Source organism: Saccharopolyspora kobensis (genome assembly GCF_900108315.1).
Taxonomy (GTDB): domain Bacteria; phylum Actinomycetota; class Actinomycetes; order Mycobacteriales; family Pseudonocardiaceae; genus Saccharopolyspora; species Saccharopolyspora kobensis.
Genome location: NZ_FNVB01000003.1, coordinates 707691 through 723402, shown reverse-complemented (window position 1 = coordinate 723402; position 15712 = coordinate 707691). Strand labels below are relative to the sequence as shown.

Sequence of the window (15712 nt, the reverse complement as noted above, 5' to 3'; positions counted from 1 at the left end):
GGTGCGGACGGGGCCGGAGGTGGCGGCCCGCGTCGCGGCCGAACAGCTGCGGGCCCTGCCCGGAGATCCCGAACCGCTGGCGTGCGACATCGACTGGGCCGGGCCGGTCGAGCGCGAGCTGCCCGATGAGCAGGCCGTGCAGGCCGCGTGCGGGATCATGCACGTCCACGGGCGTGCCGCGGGCCGTCCGCGGCGCCTCGGCGTCGACTACGCCGGCACCTTGGCCGGAGTGCTCGCGGCGCAAGGCGTTCTGGCCGCGTCACTGGCGCGGGCACGCGGGGCGCGATTGACCTCCGTGCGGACTTCGGTGGCGGAGGCCGCGCTGCTGTCCGTGCAGCAGTACCTCGCGGTCGCCACCACCGACGACGACTGGGTCGAGACCTGGCAGGCCGGTGGGCGCCCGCCGTTCACCAGCCGGGACGGCGTCCGCTTCGAGCTGGAAGTGCTGCACGCCGAGGGCTGGCTCCGGTTCTGGGCGGAGCTGGGCGCGGATTCGGGTGCCGTCGCCGACGGCTGGTGGCCGTTCCAGCAGCGCTTCGCGACCGCTGCGGCGAATCTGCCGGAGCCGCTGCACCGGGCGTTGCGAGAGGTGGACTACCGAACCGTGGCGTCGGTGGCCGCGTTCACCGGGGTGAGCGTGCTGCCGGTGCGGGACGATCCGGCTCCGCCCGCCGAGGTGCCCGCGTGCGCGTTCCGCGCTCTGCCGGGCACGGCGCGGTTCGCGGAGCGGCGCGGTGCGGCACCGCTGGACGGCATCGTCGTGGTGGAGTCCACCAGGCGGATCCAGGGGCCGCTGGTCGGGCACCTGCTGCGGATGCTGGGTGCTGAGGTCATCCGGGTCGAACCGCCGGGCGGCGACGCGATGCGCGGCGTTCCGCCGATGTCCGGCGACTGCTCGGCGCGGTTCCGGGCGCTCAACGACGGCAAGCGAATCGTCGAGCTGGACGTCAAGAGCCCGAGCGGTCGTCGCGAGCTGTGCGAACTCGTCGCCGACGCGGACGCTTTCGTGCACAACTGGGCGCCGGGCAAGGCCGCGCAGCTGGCCCTCGACGCCGAGGACCTGGCCCGGGTCAGCCCCGGCCTGGTCTACGCGTGGTCGTCGGGCTGGGAACCCTTGCGGTGGCCGGAACCGCCGGTGGGCACGGATTTCCTGGTGCAGGCGCACAGCGGGCTGGCCGCCGCCGTGCAGCCCGCGGACGAACCGAGTGCGCCGTCGTTGATGACGTTGACCGACGTGCTCGGTGGCGCGGTGAGCGCGATGGGCGTCCTGGCCGCGCTGCTGCACCGGCAGCGCACCGGGGAGGGAGTGCGGGTGGACAGCTCGCTGTTCTCCAGCGCCGGTGTCGTACCCCGGTCACCGCGACGCCCGGTGCTGGATCAGCCGGTGCGGACTTCGGACGGCTACGCCGTGCTGTCCGGGACGGATCCGGAGCGGCTCGCCGCGGTTCTGGGAACCGCACCGGACAGCATCCCGGAGCGCCTGCGGCAGCGGCCCAGCGGCTTCTGGGCAGCGGAGCTCTCCGCGGCGGAGGCCGTGGTGACGCCGGTGTGCACCGATCTGCGCGAGCTGGCCGCCGACCCGCGCTTCGCCGCCGCGCTCGGCCGCGACACCCACGCCTTCCCGCTCGCTCCCTGGGAGTTCTCGTGACCTGGATTTCCCGCAACGGCATCGAGATCCGCGACCTGGTGCCCGCGGACCTGCGCCGCCGGTGGGTCGAGCGCGGCGACTGCCCGGACCGCGACCTCTACGCGCTGCTGCGCGAACGCGTCCGCGCCCACCCCGGGCGGGAAGCGGTCATCGACGACGAGCGCACGCTCGACTACGCCGGGCTGGACCGCGAGGTGCGCCGGATCGCCGCCGCACTGTCCGGCGCGGGGCTCGGGCCCGGTGACATCGTCGGGATCAGGCTGCCCAACGGCTGGCGCGCGCTCGTGGCCGAACTCGCGGTCGTGGCCGTCGGCGCGGTCGCGCTCCCGTACCCGGCGGGGCCGGGCAGCCGCGACACAAGGAGTTTGCTCGGCCGCTCCCGCGCCACCGGGGCGATCTTCGCCGACCAGGAGGATGCCGCGGTGGCCGCCGAACTGCCGCACCTGCGCGAAGTCTTCACCTTCGGCTCGGGATCGCTGGACGAAGCCCCGTACGAGCACAGCTGGGAGCCGTCGCCGATCGACCCCGAGGCCCCGGCGCGCATCCTGGTGACCTCCGGTTCGCAGGCGGAACCGAAGATGATCGCCTACTCGCACAACGCGATGGGCGGCGGCCGGGCGAACTACGTCCGCGCCCTGCACCGCGGTGACGACCCGATGCGCGGCCTCCTGCTGGTGAAGACGGCGACGTCCTACGGTTCGTGCGCGGTGGTGAGCCTCGCCGCGCTCGGCTCCACGCTGATCCTGGCCGACCGCTTCGACGCGGCCGAGGTGCTGCGCGTGGTCGCGCGGCACCGCCCGTCGCACCTGTTCGGAGTGCCGACCATGCTGCGGCGGCTGGCCGAGCAGCCCGCAGCGCCGGAGGAGGACCTCTCCAGCCTCCAGGCCGTCGTGTCCAGCGGCGCGCCGCTGCCCGAGGTGACGGCCGCCGCCTGCCGGCAGCGCTTCGGTTGCCAGGTGATCACCATCTACGGTTCGTCGGACGGCATCAACTGCCACACCGCCAGGACCGGCGAGGTGCCCGGAACCGGCACGCCGGATCCCGCGGTCGCCGACATCCGCATCGTCGACGAGCACGGGGCCGACGCGCCGGCCGGGGAGATCTGGGCGCGGGGCCCGATGACACCGCTGAGCTACGTCGCCGACGCCGAGCTCGACGCCCGCTACCGCACCGCGGACGGCTGGGTGCGCAGCGGTGACCTCGGCACCTTCGACCGGCACGGCAGGCTGCACGTGCTCGGCAGGCTGAAGCAGGTGGTGTCCCGGGGCGGTTACCAGATCAGCCCGGCGGAGGTCGAGCGCGAGCTCAGCGCGCACCCCGCGATCGTGGACGTGGCGTGCGTCCCGGTGCCGGACGCGGACCTGGGCGAGCGGATGTGCGCGTGCATCAGCCAGGCGGCGGCCGCACCGGAGCTCACGCTGGCCGACATCACCGACTTCCTGGCCACCGAGCGCGGTCTGGAACCGCGCAAACTGCCGGAATACCTGCTCAGGCTCCCGGAACTACCGCTGGCCCCGACCGGCAAGGTGTGCCGCCGCACGGTCACCGCCATGGCGGCCGAACTCGAGAAGGAGACCGCACGATGACAGATGTGACCAGCCTCCGGTTCGACATCGGCGGCACGACGCCGACGACGTTCACCGCGCTGTACCAGCTCAACCGCGACGCCGAGGACCTCGCCCGGCAGGCGGGACTGGACGCCCGGCTGATCGAGCTGGTGCGGCTGCGCGCCTCGCAGATCAACGGCTGCGGGTACTGCCAGCAGCTGCACTCCAAGCAGGCGCTCGAGGGCGGGGAGTCCGAACTCCGGTTGCGCGAGCTGGCGAACTGGGCGGAGTCGGAGCACTTCACCGGGGCGGAGCGGGCCGCGCTGCGGCTGGCCGAATCGATCACCCGGCTCAGCGGCGGAGTGCCCGACGCGGACTACCTCCCGGCGACCGAGCACTTCGACCGCGACCAGATCGTCTGCCTGGTGTGGACGGTCTCTCTGATCAACACCTACAACCGGCTGGCGATCTCGATGGTGCCCACCGCGTGATGCGCCGGGCTACGCCGGACGTGCCAGGCACACCCGGCTGCTGCCCTCGTCCGCGATGAAGGACCAGCTGGGGCTGTGGGGGCAGCCTTCCGAGGCGCCGCGGACGCTGACGACGAGGAGGGTGCTGTCGTATCCCTCGGGAAGGTCGCTGCCGTTGCACTCGACGGTGTAGTCCTTGCCGTAGTAGAAGGTGTCGTCGCTGTTGAACGTGACCGGGATGCAGTATCGCGGCACCCAGACCCGGTCCAGGCACAGCGTCGTCGTGCCCGAACTCCCCGCGTAGCTCCACCAGGTGTAGTCGTCCGATGTGGACTCGCAGTCGTCGGCGCTCATGGTGGTGCTCACGACCAGGAACACGCCGGCGTGGCGCTCGTTGCACGCGACCGGGCCCGGCGGCTCCGGTGGGACCCACTCACCGTCGGTGTCCCGGTAGATCGGAAGGCACTGCCCGGCCTCGACTTCCTCGAACGCCTCCTCCGTGGGGTCGTACTCCGGAGTGGTCTCCTCCGCGTCGGTGGTCTCCTCCTCGCTCGTTTCGTAGTCGCTGGTCTCGTCGTAGCTGGTGGTCTCCTCTTCGCTGTAGGTGCTCTCCGCACTCGAATCGGAGCCCGCGTCGCTGGAGGACTCGGACCGGCCGAGGCCGATGATGACCGCGATGAGCATGCCGACGACCAGGACGAGACCCACCACGGGCGCCACCGAGTACGGCTTCGGCGGGGCCGGGCCGGCTGCCGGCGGTGCGATGTGATGGGCCGGAGCCGGAGGGGGTTCGAGCAGCGCCAGTGCTTCGGCCGCGGTCGGCCGCTGCCGCGGATCTTCGGCGAGCAGCCGTGCGATCAGCGGTCTGAGCACACCCATGTCGCTGCCGGGAGGCGCGGGTGGTGCGCCGGTGAGCGCGAAGTGCAGCGTCGCGCCGAGCGAGAAGAGATCTCCGTGCTGCTCGTGGTCCTGCTCCGGCGCGCGGTAGGCCTGCTCGTCGGCGGATGTGCCGAAGCCGGTGAGCAGCGCCTTGCCATCGCCGGTCAGCCGCACGGCTGCGGGGGAGAGCGCGCCGTGCACGATCCCGGCTCCGTGCGCGGCCGCGAGTGCTTTCAGGAGATCACGGGCGATCGTTCTGACGGTCTCGGTCGCCATCGGCCCGTAGGCCGACACGTCCTCGGTGAGCGTGCGGCCCTCGACCAGCCGGGTCACCGACCACAGGACGTCGTCGTCGGCGATCAGGTCATCGACGAAGACGAGGTCGGGGCAGGCGCGCAGCGCGGCGGCCTGGTGCTGTTCGCGTTCGGTGCGCTCCCGCTCGAACCGGGCGGCGTACTCGGCCGCTTCCTCCGCCGAGGAAAACCGGATCCGCTCCAGGGACACCTCCGCGCCGCTGTCCTCGGCTCGTGCGCGCCAGCGGTGGCCGGAGCCGAGCACGAGCCGGTAGCGCCCACCGACGAGATCGCCCGGCTCCGCCTGATGCGCCATGCTGCCCCTTCCCGGTCAGGCCGACAACGAATCCACGGCGTCCCGCGCGGTCCGCACCGCGGTGGCGAGGTCGCCGAACTGCGCCACGGCGGATGAGAGCCTGCTCAGCAGCCCCAGGACCTTCGACTTGTCGGGGCTGTCGTCGTTGACCTCCGCGTCGAGCAGTTCGGCGTCGGCCAGCACGTCGTCGCTGTCGAGCTCGCCGTCGTCGCGCGCGCTCCGCAGTGCCGCGAGCAGCGCGCGCACCTGCTCCCGCAGTTCCTCCGAGCCGCCCGTGGAAAAGGCCTGCGCCCCTTCACCGGCGGCCACCGACTCGGCCCGGAGGCGGCCCGAGCCGCCGATCTGGATCCCGTAGTTGTCGCCCATCGCTCACCCCTGCCGGTTGTTCGGTGCCGCGTTCCGGACGGCCTGGACCGTCCTGGCGATCGCGTTGTTGCCCGCGGCGACGCTCATCGCGTTCAGCTTCCCCTGCCCCGTCACGTACACGCCGTTGTTCAGGATCGTCGTCTGGCGCTCGTTGAGATCGCTGGTGTCGACGTTGTGGTCGGCCAGGAACCGCTCCAGCGAGTCCATCACCCGGCGCTCGGCGAGCTTGGCGTACATCTCCTTGTCGAGCTGCTGGAAGTACCGGTGGTAGCGGTTGTCGGCGGCGGCTTCGCGCAGGCTCATCGTCGCCCCGTAGTTGAAGGTCCGCTCCTGCGTGATCTCGCGCCGCTCGCGCAGGGACTTGAAGATCTGCGCCAGCGGCGAGCCGAGAATCCCCAGAATGCGCTGCACGCCCTCGAAGACGGCCGGCACGATCTTGACCAGGCTCAGCGCCGCGAGCCGGCCCAACTGCCTGGCCGTCGGGCTGCGCAGCAGCTGGTCGATCTGCTGGTAGCGCCGCTTCACCGGCGGCAGCAGCGAGTAGTTGGCCTCGACGAACAGCAGGTCCTTCTGCGACGACAGCACGAACCGCAGGAACATCGTCACGACCAGATCGCCGTTCCAGCCGGTCACGCGCACGGTCAGGTACGGGCGGGCCCGGCACTCGGGATCCTCGCGCAGCCGTGCGAGCAGAGCGTCGTCGACGTGCGAGGCCGGGGCGGCCAGTTCATCGGGCAGGATGGCCTGCCGCACCGGCGGTTCGAGCTCGTGCAGCAGGTCGAGGCCGCTGACGAACACCCGGTCCTCGACCAGCACGCCGGGCAGGCCGAGATCGCGGACCGAGCTCGCGATGAAGTCGTGCAACTCCTGCACGGTGAACTCGACGACGTCTTCGCCCTCCACGGCTTTGGCCACGTTGAGGGTGAACGACCAGGTGTCGACGGTGCCCCCGTAGCCGGCGAACGGTGCGTAGTCGGCGAAGACCGTGAGATTTCCCCGGTCCTGGTCCGCTATCTCAGCCAGCCGCGTCGCGGTGTGCCGGTTGCTCGGCACGGGTGCGTTCGCCGGGTCGAAGGTGTCGCGCCGCAGCTGCGCGGAGAGGAACCCGTAGCGGGCCGAGAGGGTTTCGATGAACATGACCGCCCACCCGGCGAAGAGCGCCAGCGCGAACCACTGCGGCTCCTCGCTGAACAGCAACCCGAGCCCGATCAGTGCGAGGAGCACGATCAGCACGTCGCGGATCCGCTGCCGCCGTCGCGCGGCCAGCCCGTACTTGAGCACCGTGGCGAGGTCGACTCCGGGGGAGGACACCACCGCCCGGTACTGCTCGTCGAGGACCTTCTGGAGGGCCTTGTCGTTGAGCCCCGCGTCCAGCTGGAGGGCGGCGCAGAGGTAGCGCGTCGCGTCGGTACCGGTCGCGCCGGGCCCGGCCGCGGCACTCGGCGTCGTGCCGGGTGCGGTGGTGGTCGGCTGCGCGCCACCGGAGAGGTCGATGACCCGCTTGTGACCGCAGTGCGCGCACAGCAGGAAGTTGGGGTCGTTGTCGAGGCCGCAGTGATGGCACTTCACCTGGTCACCTCCGTGTCGGGAGCTTGCGGCGCGTGCTGCTGCACTTCGCGCGCGGGCGGCGGTTCCTCGGTGGCGGGCAGCCGCGCGGCGATCGACACGACCGCCGCGGCCGCCACGCAGACCGATGCCGCGCCGAGCAGCACGGCGGAGCGGTCCCAGCTGGTCATCGGCATCAGTCCATGTACTCGACGGGGATGGTCCGGTATCCCTCGGCCACGGTCGGGATCTGCATCTCCTCGCTGCGGGAGGAGGCGACCAGCGAGTTCAGCAGGCTGTTGATCGCCTGGCCGAGTGCTTCGTCGTTGCGCGTGCCCGGCTCGGCGTAGAAGGCGGCCTTGGTGGCGACCTTGCTCAGCACCTCGCTCTGCACCGAGCCGAACCCGTAGGTGATCACGTGCGGATGGCGCTTCCAGGCCGGGTCCACCAGCTCGCGGAAGGCCGCCTCCCAGCCCGGCTCGGTGGGCTGGCCGTCGGTGAGGAAGAACATCGCGGGCCGCAGCACCGCCTTGCCCTGCGCGTTGAGCGCCGGGACGTCCACGTCGATCCGCCTGCGCACCAGGTCGAAAGCCGCGCGGTAGTCGGTCTTGCCGTTGCACACCACGTCGGGCATGACCGGGATCTTCTCCATGTCGGTCATCTCGATCACGACCTGAGCCGACGAGGAGAACGCGATGATCGACATGAGCGCGAACTCGGAGACCCGGGGGCTGCCCGCCAGCTTCCGGTGCAGCCGCGCGAGCGTCTGGTTCAGGGTGTCCTGGTACGGCGTCATCGAGTAGGAGGCGTCGATCACGACGTAGGTCGGCAGGCACTTCTGCTTCATCGTGTACGGGCCTTCGGCCATGGACGTCTCCTCCTACGCGTTGTTCGCGATGATCACGATCAGGAGCAGCAGCACCACCACTCCGAAGAAGATGCCGAGGAACAGGGTTTCCCGCTGCGGCCCGCCGTTGCTCGCGCTCGGTGTCGCGGCAGGGGTCTTCCAGTCGACGTTCGTCCCCGGAGTGGCGCTCACGACGGTGACCGGAGGTGGTGGCGCGGGCCGCTCCGGGATCGGGTTGCGCGCCGGAGGCGACCCGAAGCGGGCGTACAGGCCGCCGGCGAGGACGGTGCCGAGCTCGGTCAGCGAGGGCCGCCGCTCGCGGTCCTCGCTGAGCAGCATGTCCAGCAGGACCTCCCGCAACCCGCGGTTTCCCAGCCCGTCCGACTCGGCCAGATCGTTGAGCGCCGCGGTCATTTCCCGTTGCCCGGTGAGGCAGCGGGTGACGAGCAGCGCCACGCGGAACCGGTCGGTGCAGGCGTCGGCCTCGGCCGGGCGCGGTGTGAGCGGGTCGTCCCAGTTGGGCTGGGCGATGTTGGGGACCGAGCCGGTGCCGCACCCGTCGATGTCGATGACGAACACCGATGCGTCGTCGTGGCACCAGAAGGCGTTGGAGTAGGACCAGTCGGAGTAGACGAGCCCGTGGCGCTCGAGCACCTCCGCCACGCGCACCAGGTTCCGGCAGATCCGGAGCCGGTCGGCTCTGCTCGGCGCCCGGAGGCCGTGCCGCGCGAACGAGTCGGCCGTCCGGGCCAGCGTGTCGATCTCGCGGAACTCCCCGTCGCCGCCCTGGCGGAATCTGTCCGGTGCGGCCGGGATCACGCACCCGTGCACCGGCTGATCCCCGTCGGTGATGCGGGCCACCGGCCAGGACGTGCTGGTGCGCAGCGTCGCGGCGTCGTCGGCGCCGATGGTCCCGGGCAGCGCGATGAGCTCGTCCAGCCGGGTCACCTCGTCGTGACCGCCGGGCGTCCGGTAGAGCTTGGCCAGCCAGCCGGGGTGGTCGCCGATGGGGTGGATGCCGGTGCTCTGGCCCGCTCCGTCGCTGATCGTCCGCCGCAGCGGTGCCAGCTCGTCGAGGCCGATCACGGTGGACAGCGGCCAGGAGCTCGTCATCGCTCCTCCCGGGCGCCCACCCAGACCGTCACCGCGGTGCGGTCGTCGATGAACCGCTCCGCGTCGTAGCCGACGTCGTCGGCGAACGAGGTCGCCGACGGCGGAGCGGCCCACTTCCTCGCGAAGTACCGGTTCGCTTCGCCCAGCGTGGCCAGCGCGTCACCGACACCGTCGGTCATCAGCGCCACCACGTCGCCGGTGCGCAGCTGGATCCTCCTGCTGGCGACCGTCATCGGGTTGTCCGGGAGGACGTGCGCCAGCGCGTTGGACTCCACGCCGTCGGTGGTGCGCTTGTCGTCGCCTGCCGCGAAGGACCACGCGCCGTCCCGCAGCGTCCACACCGATGCGTCCCCAACCCACGCGACCCACATCTCCCGCTCGCCGGGAGCCGGGTGAGCCGGGATCACGGCGAGCACCAGGGCCGCGCAGACGTCGGAGTCGCGCAGGTTCCGGGACGTGGCGGTGTCCGTCATCCGCGCGGCCACTGCGCTGAAGATCTCCGCCGCGGCCGGGGTTTCGAGGTCCCGGGCGGTGTTCAGCCGTTCGCGCAGCACGGTGATGGCCGCGCTGACGGCCACGGTCGCGCCCAGCTCCGCCGACCGACTGCTGGACACCCCGTCGGCGACCGCGGCGATGAGGTACCGCCCGTCGTCGTCCCGGCCGAGCCGGTAGGCGTCCTGGCGGGGCACCACGGGCTCCTCGCAGCGGTGCCCCGGCCCGACGACGGACGCCGCGCGCACCGCGAGGTCGCCGAGCTGCGCCTCGTCCGCGGCGATCCCGGGGTAGACCGCGTGCGCGGGCAGCAGCCACGGGAGCGCCTGGGCCTTCGAGCCCCTGCCGAACTTCGGTGGTGCCGGGCCGTCCGGGACGTGCACTGGCGGCTGCTCGCGCACCGGGGCTCGCGGCGGTGGTGGTTGCGGTGCAGGGGGAATCCGCTCGGGCACCACGATCTCCCGGACCTTGCCGGAACCGCCCCACAGGGCGAGCCCGCCCAGGATCGCCCCGGACAGCGCCAGCACGGCGACGACCAGCCGGAAGAGCCACTGCTCCGGGAGGAAGTACAGCTCGAGGAGGGCCGCGCCGATCACCAGCACCGCCGACCAGGCGCGAGACATCCTGATGGTTCGGCCCATTCTCGTCCCAGTCCGCATCTGATCCCCACGAGATGAAGATCACATGGTAGTGGACGGCCATCGGCGGCCGAGTGCGTCTTTCGCGATGTTCCTTCATTCGGCCTAATCGGTTCGGCGCCTGCTCGTCATCCCGTGCGAGTCCACTGTGGTCGGTGGCTGACGAGGGCGTCTGCCGCGGTGCGAGGCATCCGGGTTCGCCCGCGGGGGCAGACCGGCTGGTCCGTTCGGGCAGATCGGTTGGGCCGTCGTGCGGCACCGGTTTCCCCGTCGAGCCGACCGGACCTGGAGGAACGACGGCACATCCGCTGCCGCACCGCGATCGAGATCGACCGCGCCGGGCCCCGATACTCGGCGATGAGCTCGCGCATCGCTTCTGCCCGACCAGCGGGACAACGTCCGAACGACGAAAGGTGCGGACCGTGACATCCTTCCCCTCGCGAAGCGGGGCGCCGAACGAGGCGCCTGGCGTTTCGATCGGCGACCGCTTCGAGCGGCTGCCCTTCACGGGCTACCAGAAGAAGCTGGTCCGGGTCCTCGCGCTGTGCTACCTGGTGGACGCCGTCGACCTCAGCATGCAGTCGTTCCTGCTCGCGCCGGTGAGCCAGGACCTGGGGCTGACCGGTGCGCAGGCCGGGCTCGTGGCCGGCTCGGTGTTCGTCGGCATGGCGGTCGGGGCCACCGCGGCGGGCGCGATCGCCGACCGGGTCGGGCGGCGGACGGTGCTGGTCACCAGCATGTTCGTCTGGGGCGTCGCCAGCCTGCTGACGGCTTTCGCCTGGGACATGGGGTCTTTCGTCGTCCTGCGGTTGATCACCGGCATCGGGCTGGGCGCCGAATTGCCGGTGGCCTTCACGCTGCTCGCCGAGTTCGTCCCGGCGGCGCGCCGGGCCCGGGCCAACAGCCAGCTGGTCATCCTCGGCGCGTTCGGGGTGGTGGTGTCGAACTTCATCGCGTGGGGCGTGGTGTCGGCCGCGGGCCCGAGTCTGGGGTGGCGGCTGATGTTCGGCGTCATGTTCGCCGTCGCCGGACTGGCGCTGTACGTCCGCCGCAGCTTCCCGGAATCGCCGCGCTGGTACGAAAGCCGCGGCGACCGCGCGCGGGCCGATGCCGCCATGAGCCGGTTCGAGCAGCAGGTCGAGGCCGCGCACGGGGCGCCGCTGCCCGATCCCGGACCTCGCGTCGCCGAAGAGCCGGCACCGCCCGCCGAGCCCGGGTTCAGAGCGCTGTTCAGCCGGGGCAACCTGCGCCGCACCGCGTTCGGGTGGGCGATGTGGCTGATGGTGATGCTCCCGTTCTTCGGCATCAGCACCTGGGTGGGGAAGTTGCTGGTGGACCGGGGGATGAGCGTCGCGAGCTCGATCGCGGCCGGTGCGCTGATGGGCCTGGCCGCGCTGCCGTCGATCTACCTGGCGGGCCGGCTCATGGACCGCATCGGGCGCAAGCTCACGCTCGCCGCTGCCCTTGTCCTGGTGACCGCCGGCGCGCTCGCTTACGGCTACGCCACCGGGTTCTGGGTGGTCGTCGCCTTCGGCGCGGTGATGCAGATGGGCCTGCAGAGCATCGCCACCGCCCTGAACACCTACACGCCCGAGCTCTTCCCGACCGAGGTACGCGCGACCGGCGTCGGCACCTCGCAGACCCTGGGCCGGGCCGCGGCGGTCGTGGCGCCCATCTCGGTACCGCTGATCGTCGGAATGTGGGGCTACACGGGAACTTTCGTCGCCTTCGCCGCGCTCTTCGCGCTCGCCGCGGTGATCGTGCTGGTCTTCGGCCCGGAGAGCAGGTCCCGCTCGCTGGAGGAGCTCACCCGGTGATCGGTCCGCTGTGCTCAGCGGCCGCTCCAGCGCGGCGGTCGCTTGGCCAGGAAGGCGGCGACGCCTTCGGCCGCGTCGGCCGATGCCCTGGCGCCTTCCTTGGCGGTGGCGGTGTCGATCCAGCGGCGGTCGTCGTTGGCGGGGTAGGCGGCTTCGACCGCGCGCAGGGTCTCGCGGACGGCGATCGGAGCGTGACCGGCGATCCGCTCGGCGATGGCGAGGGCTTCGGCGACCGCCGCGCCGGGTTCGGTCAGGCGGTTGACCAGGCCCAGGTCGTAGGCGCGCTGGGCGGGCAGCTGCTCACCGGTGAGCAGCATTTCCCTGGCCACGTTCAGTGGGAGCGCGCGCGGAGCCCGGAACAGGCCGCCGCACTCGGCGACCAGCCCGAGGCCGGTCTCCGGGAACGAGAAGTACGCCGTTCGCGAAGCGACGATCATCGTGCTGGCCAGCGCGATCTCGAACCCGCCGCCGACGGCTGCGCCTTCGACCGCGGCGATCAGCGGCTTGCCCAGCCGGCGCTTGGCGATCCCGTACGGGCCGCCGCGCTCGGTGGGCTCACCGGCCCAGACGCGGATGTCGGTGCCGGCGGAGAAGAAGTCCGGGCCGCCGGTGAGCACGGCCGCGCGCACCGAGTCGTCGTCCTCGAACTCGTTCAGCGCCGCGTCGAGGGCCTGGGTCATCGCGCCGTCGAAGGCGTTGCGCCGCTCCGGCCGGTCCATGGTGAGGACTTGGACCGCGCCCTCCCGTTCCACTCGCACTGCCACGATCTCGCTCCTCGGCTCGGCGCTGTCGGTCACCGCAGGCGGTCAAGCCGGGATTCTAGGTGCTGGCGGGATCAGCAGAAGCCGACGGCGTCGCCCCTTCGCTCACCCAGTCGGGTGCCGACGTGGCCGGGGGAGTCCTCCAGCGCGTCCAGCCTGCGGCGGATCTCGGCCTGGACGACGAGCACTTCGCGGCGGTGCCGCCGCACCAGGTCCCAACGCTGCTGTTCGAGCGCGTGGTTCATGCAGAGCTCGGCGAGTTTGGCGCGGCGGTCGAGCTCGTCCAGGAGACAGGACACCAGCGGCACCTCGGGCTGTTGCTGCAGAGGGAACATGGTCAAGACCCCGATCCGTCGAATGCCTCGTGAGCCGCCTCCACTGTGACGGGCGCCACTGTTCCGGCGGACGGGCTGAACTACTCAATCACGCGGCTCCCGCCCCCTGAGTAGTCCCGGGGACGTGGACGTCACCCACGTCCCCGGCGGTGCACCCCGATCCGGTTGGCCGTGCACGCTGGCCCCGCCGGCCGGAGTGCTCCCGGTGGCTCAGCTGCACACCGGGCGGCTCGGCTCCCAGGCGTTGCCGCGGTCCCCTGCGTCACGGGCGCGAGTTCCGCTCAGCCGCACCGCAGGGGGCCGCGGCGCAACCCAGCCACGAGAAACAGCGAAACGTGAGATCAATTCCGAAACGCAACTGCCGCTGTGAATCGCGGCGGCGGGACCGTCATGGCACCGGCTCCTCCGCCAGCCGCCGGTAGTCGCGGTCGGCGAAGACCAGCGGATCGCTGGCGCCTCCGGTGCTGTGCACGTGGCGGACGGCGCCGAGGAACAGGGTGTGGTCCGCGGCCTCGATACGCCGGTCGATCCGGCAGTCGATGCTGACCGGGCTGCCCACCAGCACCGGATCTCCGGTGACGGGGGAGGGGTGCCAGTCCACGCCGCCGAACTCGCCCACCGCCCGCCGCCCGGCGAAGCGCGCCGCCAGCGCGCGCTGACCGGCCCCGAGGACGTTCACGGTGAACGACTCGGCGTGCGCCAGCAGGCCGTGCGTGCGGGTGCGGTGCCCGATCGCCACGAGCAGGAGCGGCGGATCCAGCGAGACCGACAGCGCGGAGTTGATCGTCATGCCGTGCGGGCCTCGGGTGGTGAGGACGGCGACGCCGGTCGGCAGGCGGCGCATCGCCTGCCGGAACACCTCCCCGTCCACGGCTGCGGGCTGCGGTGTCACCAGACCGGGTCCTTCGGCGCGGGCGCGGCCAGCGCCGGGAAGTGCGGCACGACCTCCTCGGCCAGCTGCGCGACGGCCTCCGCCGCCGGGCGCCTGCCGTGCTGAACGCCGAGCGCACCGTGGTTGATCCCCGCCTCCTGCCAGCGGTGCAGCATGTCCAGCAGGCCTTCGGTGCCGGTCTGCAGCACGAAGCCGCCGCGCAGCGGGGTCGGCGGGTGCTTCGGGTCTTCCACCAGGTCGATCCACTCGTTGGTGGCCACCGGCTTGAACTGCCCGCCGGGCACGAGCTCGCGCCAGGCCGCGACCCGCCGACCGAGCTCGGTCGCGCCCGCGGCGTTGGCCGCGCCGGGGTAGACCAGCCAGCCGTCGGAGTGCTCGGCGATCCATTCCGGTGTCTGCCGGGAGGAGCCCGTGACCAGCAGCGGGATCCGCCCGGTGACGGGCTTGGGCAGCAGGTCGGCGCTGCCGCGCAGCTGGCCCAGCGGCGAGGAGATCGTGGGTTTGGTCGACTCCAGCAGCGTCCGGAACATCTGCACCGCTTCCCGGTAGCGCGCGCCTCGCGACTCGAAGTCGACGCCGTAGGCGGGGAACTCGACCGGGCGGTCGCCGGAGGCGATGCCCAGCACCAGCCGGCCGCCGGAGAGGTGGTCCAGGGACGCCGCCTGCTTGGCCAGGTCGATCGGGTGGCGCAGCGAGAAGATGGCGCTGCCCGCGGCCAGCGCGGCCTTGCGGGTGTGCGCGGCCAGCCAGGCCAGGTAGGTCCAGGGGTCGTAGACCTGTCCGACGTCGCCGAATCCGGGGTCGAACAGCGGGACATCGCGCACCCAGATGGCCGCGAACCCGGCCTCGTCGGCCTGCCGGATCGCCTCGCCCTGCCCGGCCATCCCCGCCATGTCGCCGGTGTAGGGCCACAGCGGCAGGAATAGCCCGACCGTCAGCTCGCCGGGCGCGAACATGGTCCGGAACCCGGGGTGCTCGGCCAGCAGGTCTGTTTCAGGCATGGGAAACCTCCACTTGAACGAACGTTCAACCGGGAGCCTAGCGCCCTCTTGAATGAACGTTCAACCGGGATCTTCTGGAGTGAACGTTCAATCGAGTAGGCTGGCGGGGTGCGAGCGCAGGCGAAGAAGACCGAGGCGGCCGAGGTCGTCGACACCCGAACCCGGATCGTGCGTGCCACCGCCCTGTTCCTGCAGCGCCAGGGCTACGAGGGCACCTCGATCAAGCGGATCGGCGCGGAAGCCGGGGTCACGCCGGGCTCGGTGTACCACTTCTTCCCGGGCGGCAAGGAGCAGCTCGCCGCCGAGGCCCTGCGCTACGGCGCGGAGGAGTTCACCGAGCTGCTCCGATCAGGCCTGGACAGCACACCGGATCCCGCCGACGCGGTAGCGGCCTGCGCCCTCCTGCTCGCCGACAGCCTGCGCGAGTCGGAGTGGACCGACGGCTGTCCCGTCGCGGCGGCGGCGCTGGAGACGATCGGCGCTTCGCCGGAAATCCAGCGCGCCTCCGACGAGTCGCTGCAGCACTGGCAGAGCCTGCTCGCGAACAAGCTCACCTCCGGTGGCATCGCGGAGGAACCCGCCCGCGCGCTGGCGTGCACGATCATCAGCACGATGGAAGGCGCCGAGCTGCTGTGCCGCGTGTCGGCCAGCGACCAGCCGCTGCGCACGGCCGCCCAGCACCTGGCCCAGCTCGTGCGCCTGCAGGAGCGATCGACCGGCGCGGAGTAGTCCCGCCGGTCCGCTGTGGACGC

The 15712-nt window shown here is 71.9% G+C and carries 16 protein-coding genes; 5 read left to right on the top strand and 11 right to left on the bottom strand.

Annotated elements, in window-relative coordinates; translation table 11 throughout:
* Window position 1: 1 nt before the first annotated feature.
* Genes C4T78_RS11860 through C4T78_RS11850 form a run of 3 tightly spaced genes read left to right on the top strand, consistent with a single transcriptional unit; the run spans window position 2 to window position 3686 of the window.
* Entirely contained in the window at window positions 2-1648 is a 1647-nt protein-coding gene (locus C4T78_RS11860; protein WP_235863778.1) for a CoA transferase, read from the top strand.
* Entirely contained in the window at window positions 1645-3234 is a 1590-nt protein-coding gene (locus tag C4T78_RS11855) for a class I adenylate-forming enzyme family protein (protein ID WP_093356861.1), read from the top strand. Before C4T78_RS11860 ends, C4T78_RS11855 begins: the two co-directional genes overlap by 4 nt.
* Window positions 3231-3686 carry a carboxymuconolactone decarboxylase family protein gene (locus C4T78_RS11850; protein WP_093356859.1) on the top strand — a complete coding sequence of 152 codons (456 nt, stop codon included), beginning with the start codon at window positions 3231-3233 and terminating at the stop codon, window positions 3684-3686. Before C4T78_RS11855 ends, C4T78_RS11850 begins: the two co-directional genes overlap by 4 nt.
* Window positions 3687-3695: 9 nt before the next feature.
* Here the strand turns inward: C4T78_RS11850 and C4T78_RS11845 are convergent, their stop codons facing one another.
* Genes C4T78_RS11845 through C4T78_RS11820 form a run of 7 tightly spaced genes read right to left on the bottom strand, consistent with a single transcriptional unit; the run spans window position 3696 to window position 10157 of the window.
* Window positions 3696-5153, bottom strand: coding sequence for a protein kinase domain-containing protein (locus tag C4T78_RS11845; RefSeq protein WP_093356858.1), 1458 nt, complete (start codon window positions 5151-5153; stop codon window positions 3696-3698).
* A 15-nt stretch (window positions 5154-5168) separates the two neighbouring features.
* Window positions 5169-5519: a hypothetical protein gene (locus tag C4T78_RS11840; RefSeq protein WP_093356857.1), complete on the bottom strand. Its 351-nt coding sequence runs from the start codon at window positions 5517-5519 to the stop codon at window positions 5169-5171.
* Between the two features lie 3 nt (window positions 5520-5522).
* Window positions 5523-7088, bottom strand: a complete 1566-nt coding sequence (locus tag C4T78_RS11835) for an AbeC-like domain-containing protein (RefSeq protein ID WP_093356856.1) — start codon at window positions 7086-7088, stop codon at window positions 5523-5525.
* Window positions 7085-7255 (bottom strand): hypothetical protein, encoded by a 171-nt coding sequence (locus C4T78_RS36370; RefSeq protein ID WP_177247747.1) that lies wholly within the window; start codon window positions 7253-7255, stop codon window positions 7085-7087. Before C4T78_RS36370 ends, C4T78_RS11835 begins: the two co-directional genes overlap by 4 nt.
* 5 nt (window positions 7256-7260) lie before the next feature.
* Window positions 7261-7932 (bottom strand): vWA domain-containing protein, encoded by a 672-nt coding sequence (locus C4T78_RS11830; RefSeq protein ID WP_093356855.1) that lies wholly within the window; start codon window positions 7930-7932, stop codon window positions 7261-7263.
* 12 nt (window positions 7933-7944) lie between these two features.
* Window positions 7945-9024: a hypothetical protein gene (locus C4T78_RS11825; protein ID WP_093356853.1), complete on the bottom strand. Its 1080-nt coding sequence runs from the start codon at window positions 9022-9024 to the stop codon at window positions 7945-7947.
* A complete protein-coding gene (locus C4T78_RS11820) occupies window positions 9021-10157 on the bottom strand; it encodes a protein phosphatase 2C domain-containing protein (protein WP_181138257.1) in 1137 nt (378 codons plus the stop codon). Before C4T78_RS11820 ends, C4T78_RS11825 begins: the two co-directional genes overlap by 4 nt.
* Window positions 10158-10576: 419 nt before the next feature.
* Between C4T78_RS11820 and C4T78_RS11815 the strand changes: the two genes are divergently transcribed.
* Window positions 10577-11971 carry an MFS transporter gene (locus C4T78_RS11815; protein ID WP_093356850.1) on the top strand — a complete coding sequence of 465 codons (1395 nt, stop codon included), beginning with the start codon at window positions 10577-10579 and terminating at the stop codon, window positions 11969-11971.
* A 14-nt stretch (window positions 11972-11985) separates the two neighbouring features.
* Here the strand turns inward: C4T78_RS11815 and C4T78_RS11810 are convergent, their stop codons facing one another.
* The 4 genes from C4T78_RS11810 to C4T78_RS11795 all read right to left on the bottom strand — a co-directional run bounded on the left by C4T78_RS11810 (window position 11986) and on the right by C4T78_RS11795 (window position 14960).
* A complete protein-coding gene (locus tag C4T78_RS11810) occupies window positions 11986-12735 on the bottom strand; it encodes an enoyl-CoA hydratase-related protein (RefSeq protein WP_093356916.1) in 750 nt (249 codons plus the stop codon).
* 71 nt (window positions 12736-12806) lie between these two features.
* The gene (locus C4T78_RS11805) at window positions 12807-13073 is read right to left on the bottom strand and encodes a hypothetical protein (protein WP_093356849.1); all 267 of its coding nucleotides are present in this window, start codon (window positions 13071-13073) and stop codon (window positions 12807-12809) included.
* Between the two features lie 382 nt (window positions 13074-13455).
* Entirely contained in the window at window positions 13456-13959 is a 504-nt protein-coding gene (locus C4T78_RS11800) for a flavin reductase family protein (RefSeq protein ID WP_103908112.1), read from the bottom strand.
* Window positions 13956-14960 (bottom strand): LLM class oxidoreductase, encoded by a 1005-nt coding sequence (locus C4T78_RS11795; RefSeq protein ID WP_093356846.1) that lies wholly within the window; start codon window positions 14958-14960, stop codon window positions 13956-13958. Before C4T78_RS11795 ends, C4T78_RS11800 begins: the two co-directional genes overlap by 4 nt.
* 108 nt (window positions 14961-15068) lie before the next feature.
* On the opposite strand from C4T78_RS11795, the gene C4T78_RS11790 reads away from it, so the two are divergent.
* Window positions 15069-15689 (top strand): TetR/AcrR family transcriptional regulator, encoded by a 621-nt coding sequence (locus tag C4T78_RS11790; RefSeq protein WP_093356845.1) that lies wholly within the window; start codon window positions 15069-15071, stop codon window positions 15687-15689.
* Window positions 15690-15712 lie beyond the last annotated feature (23 nt).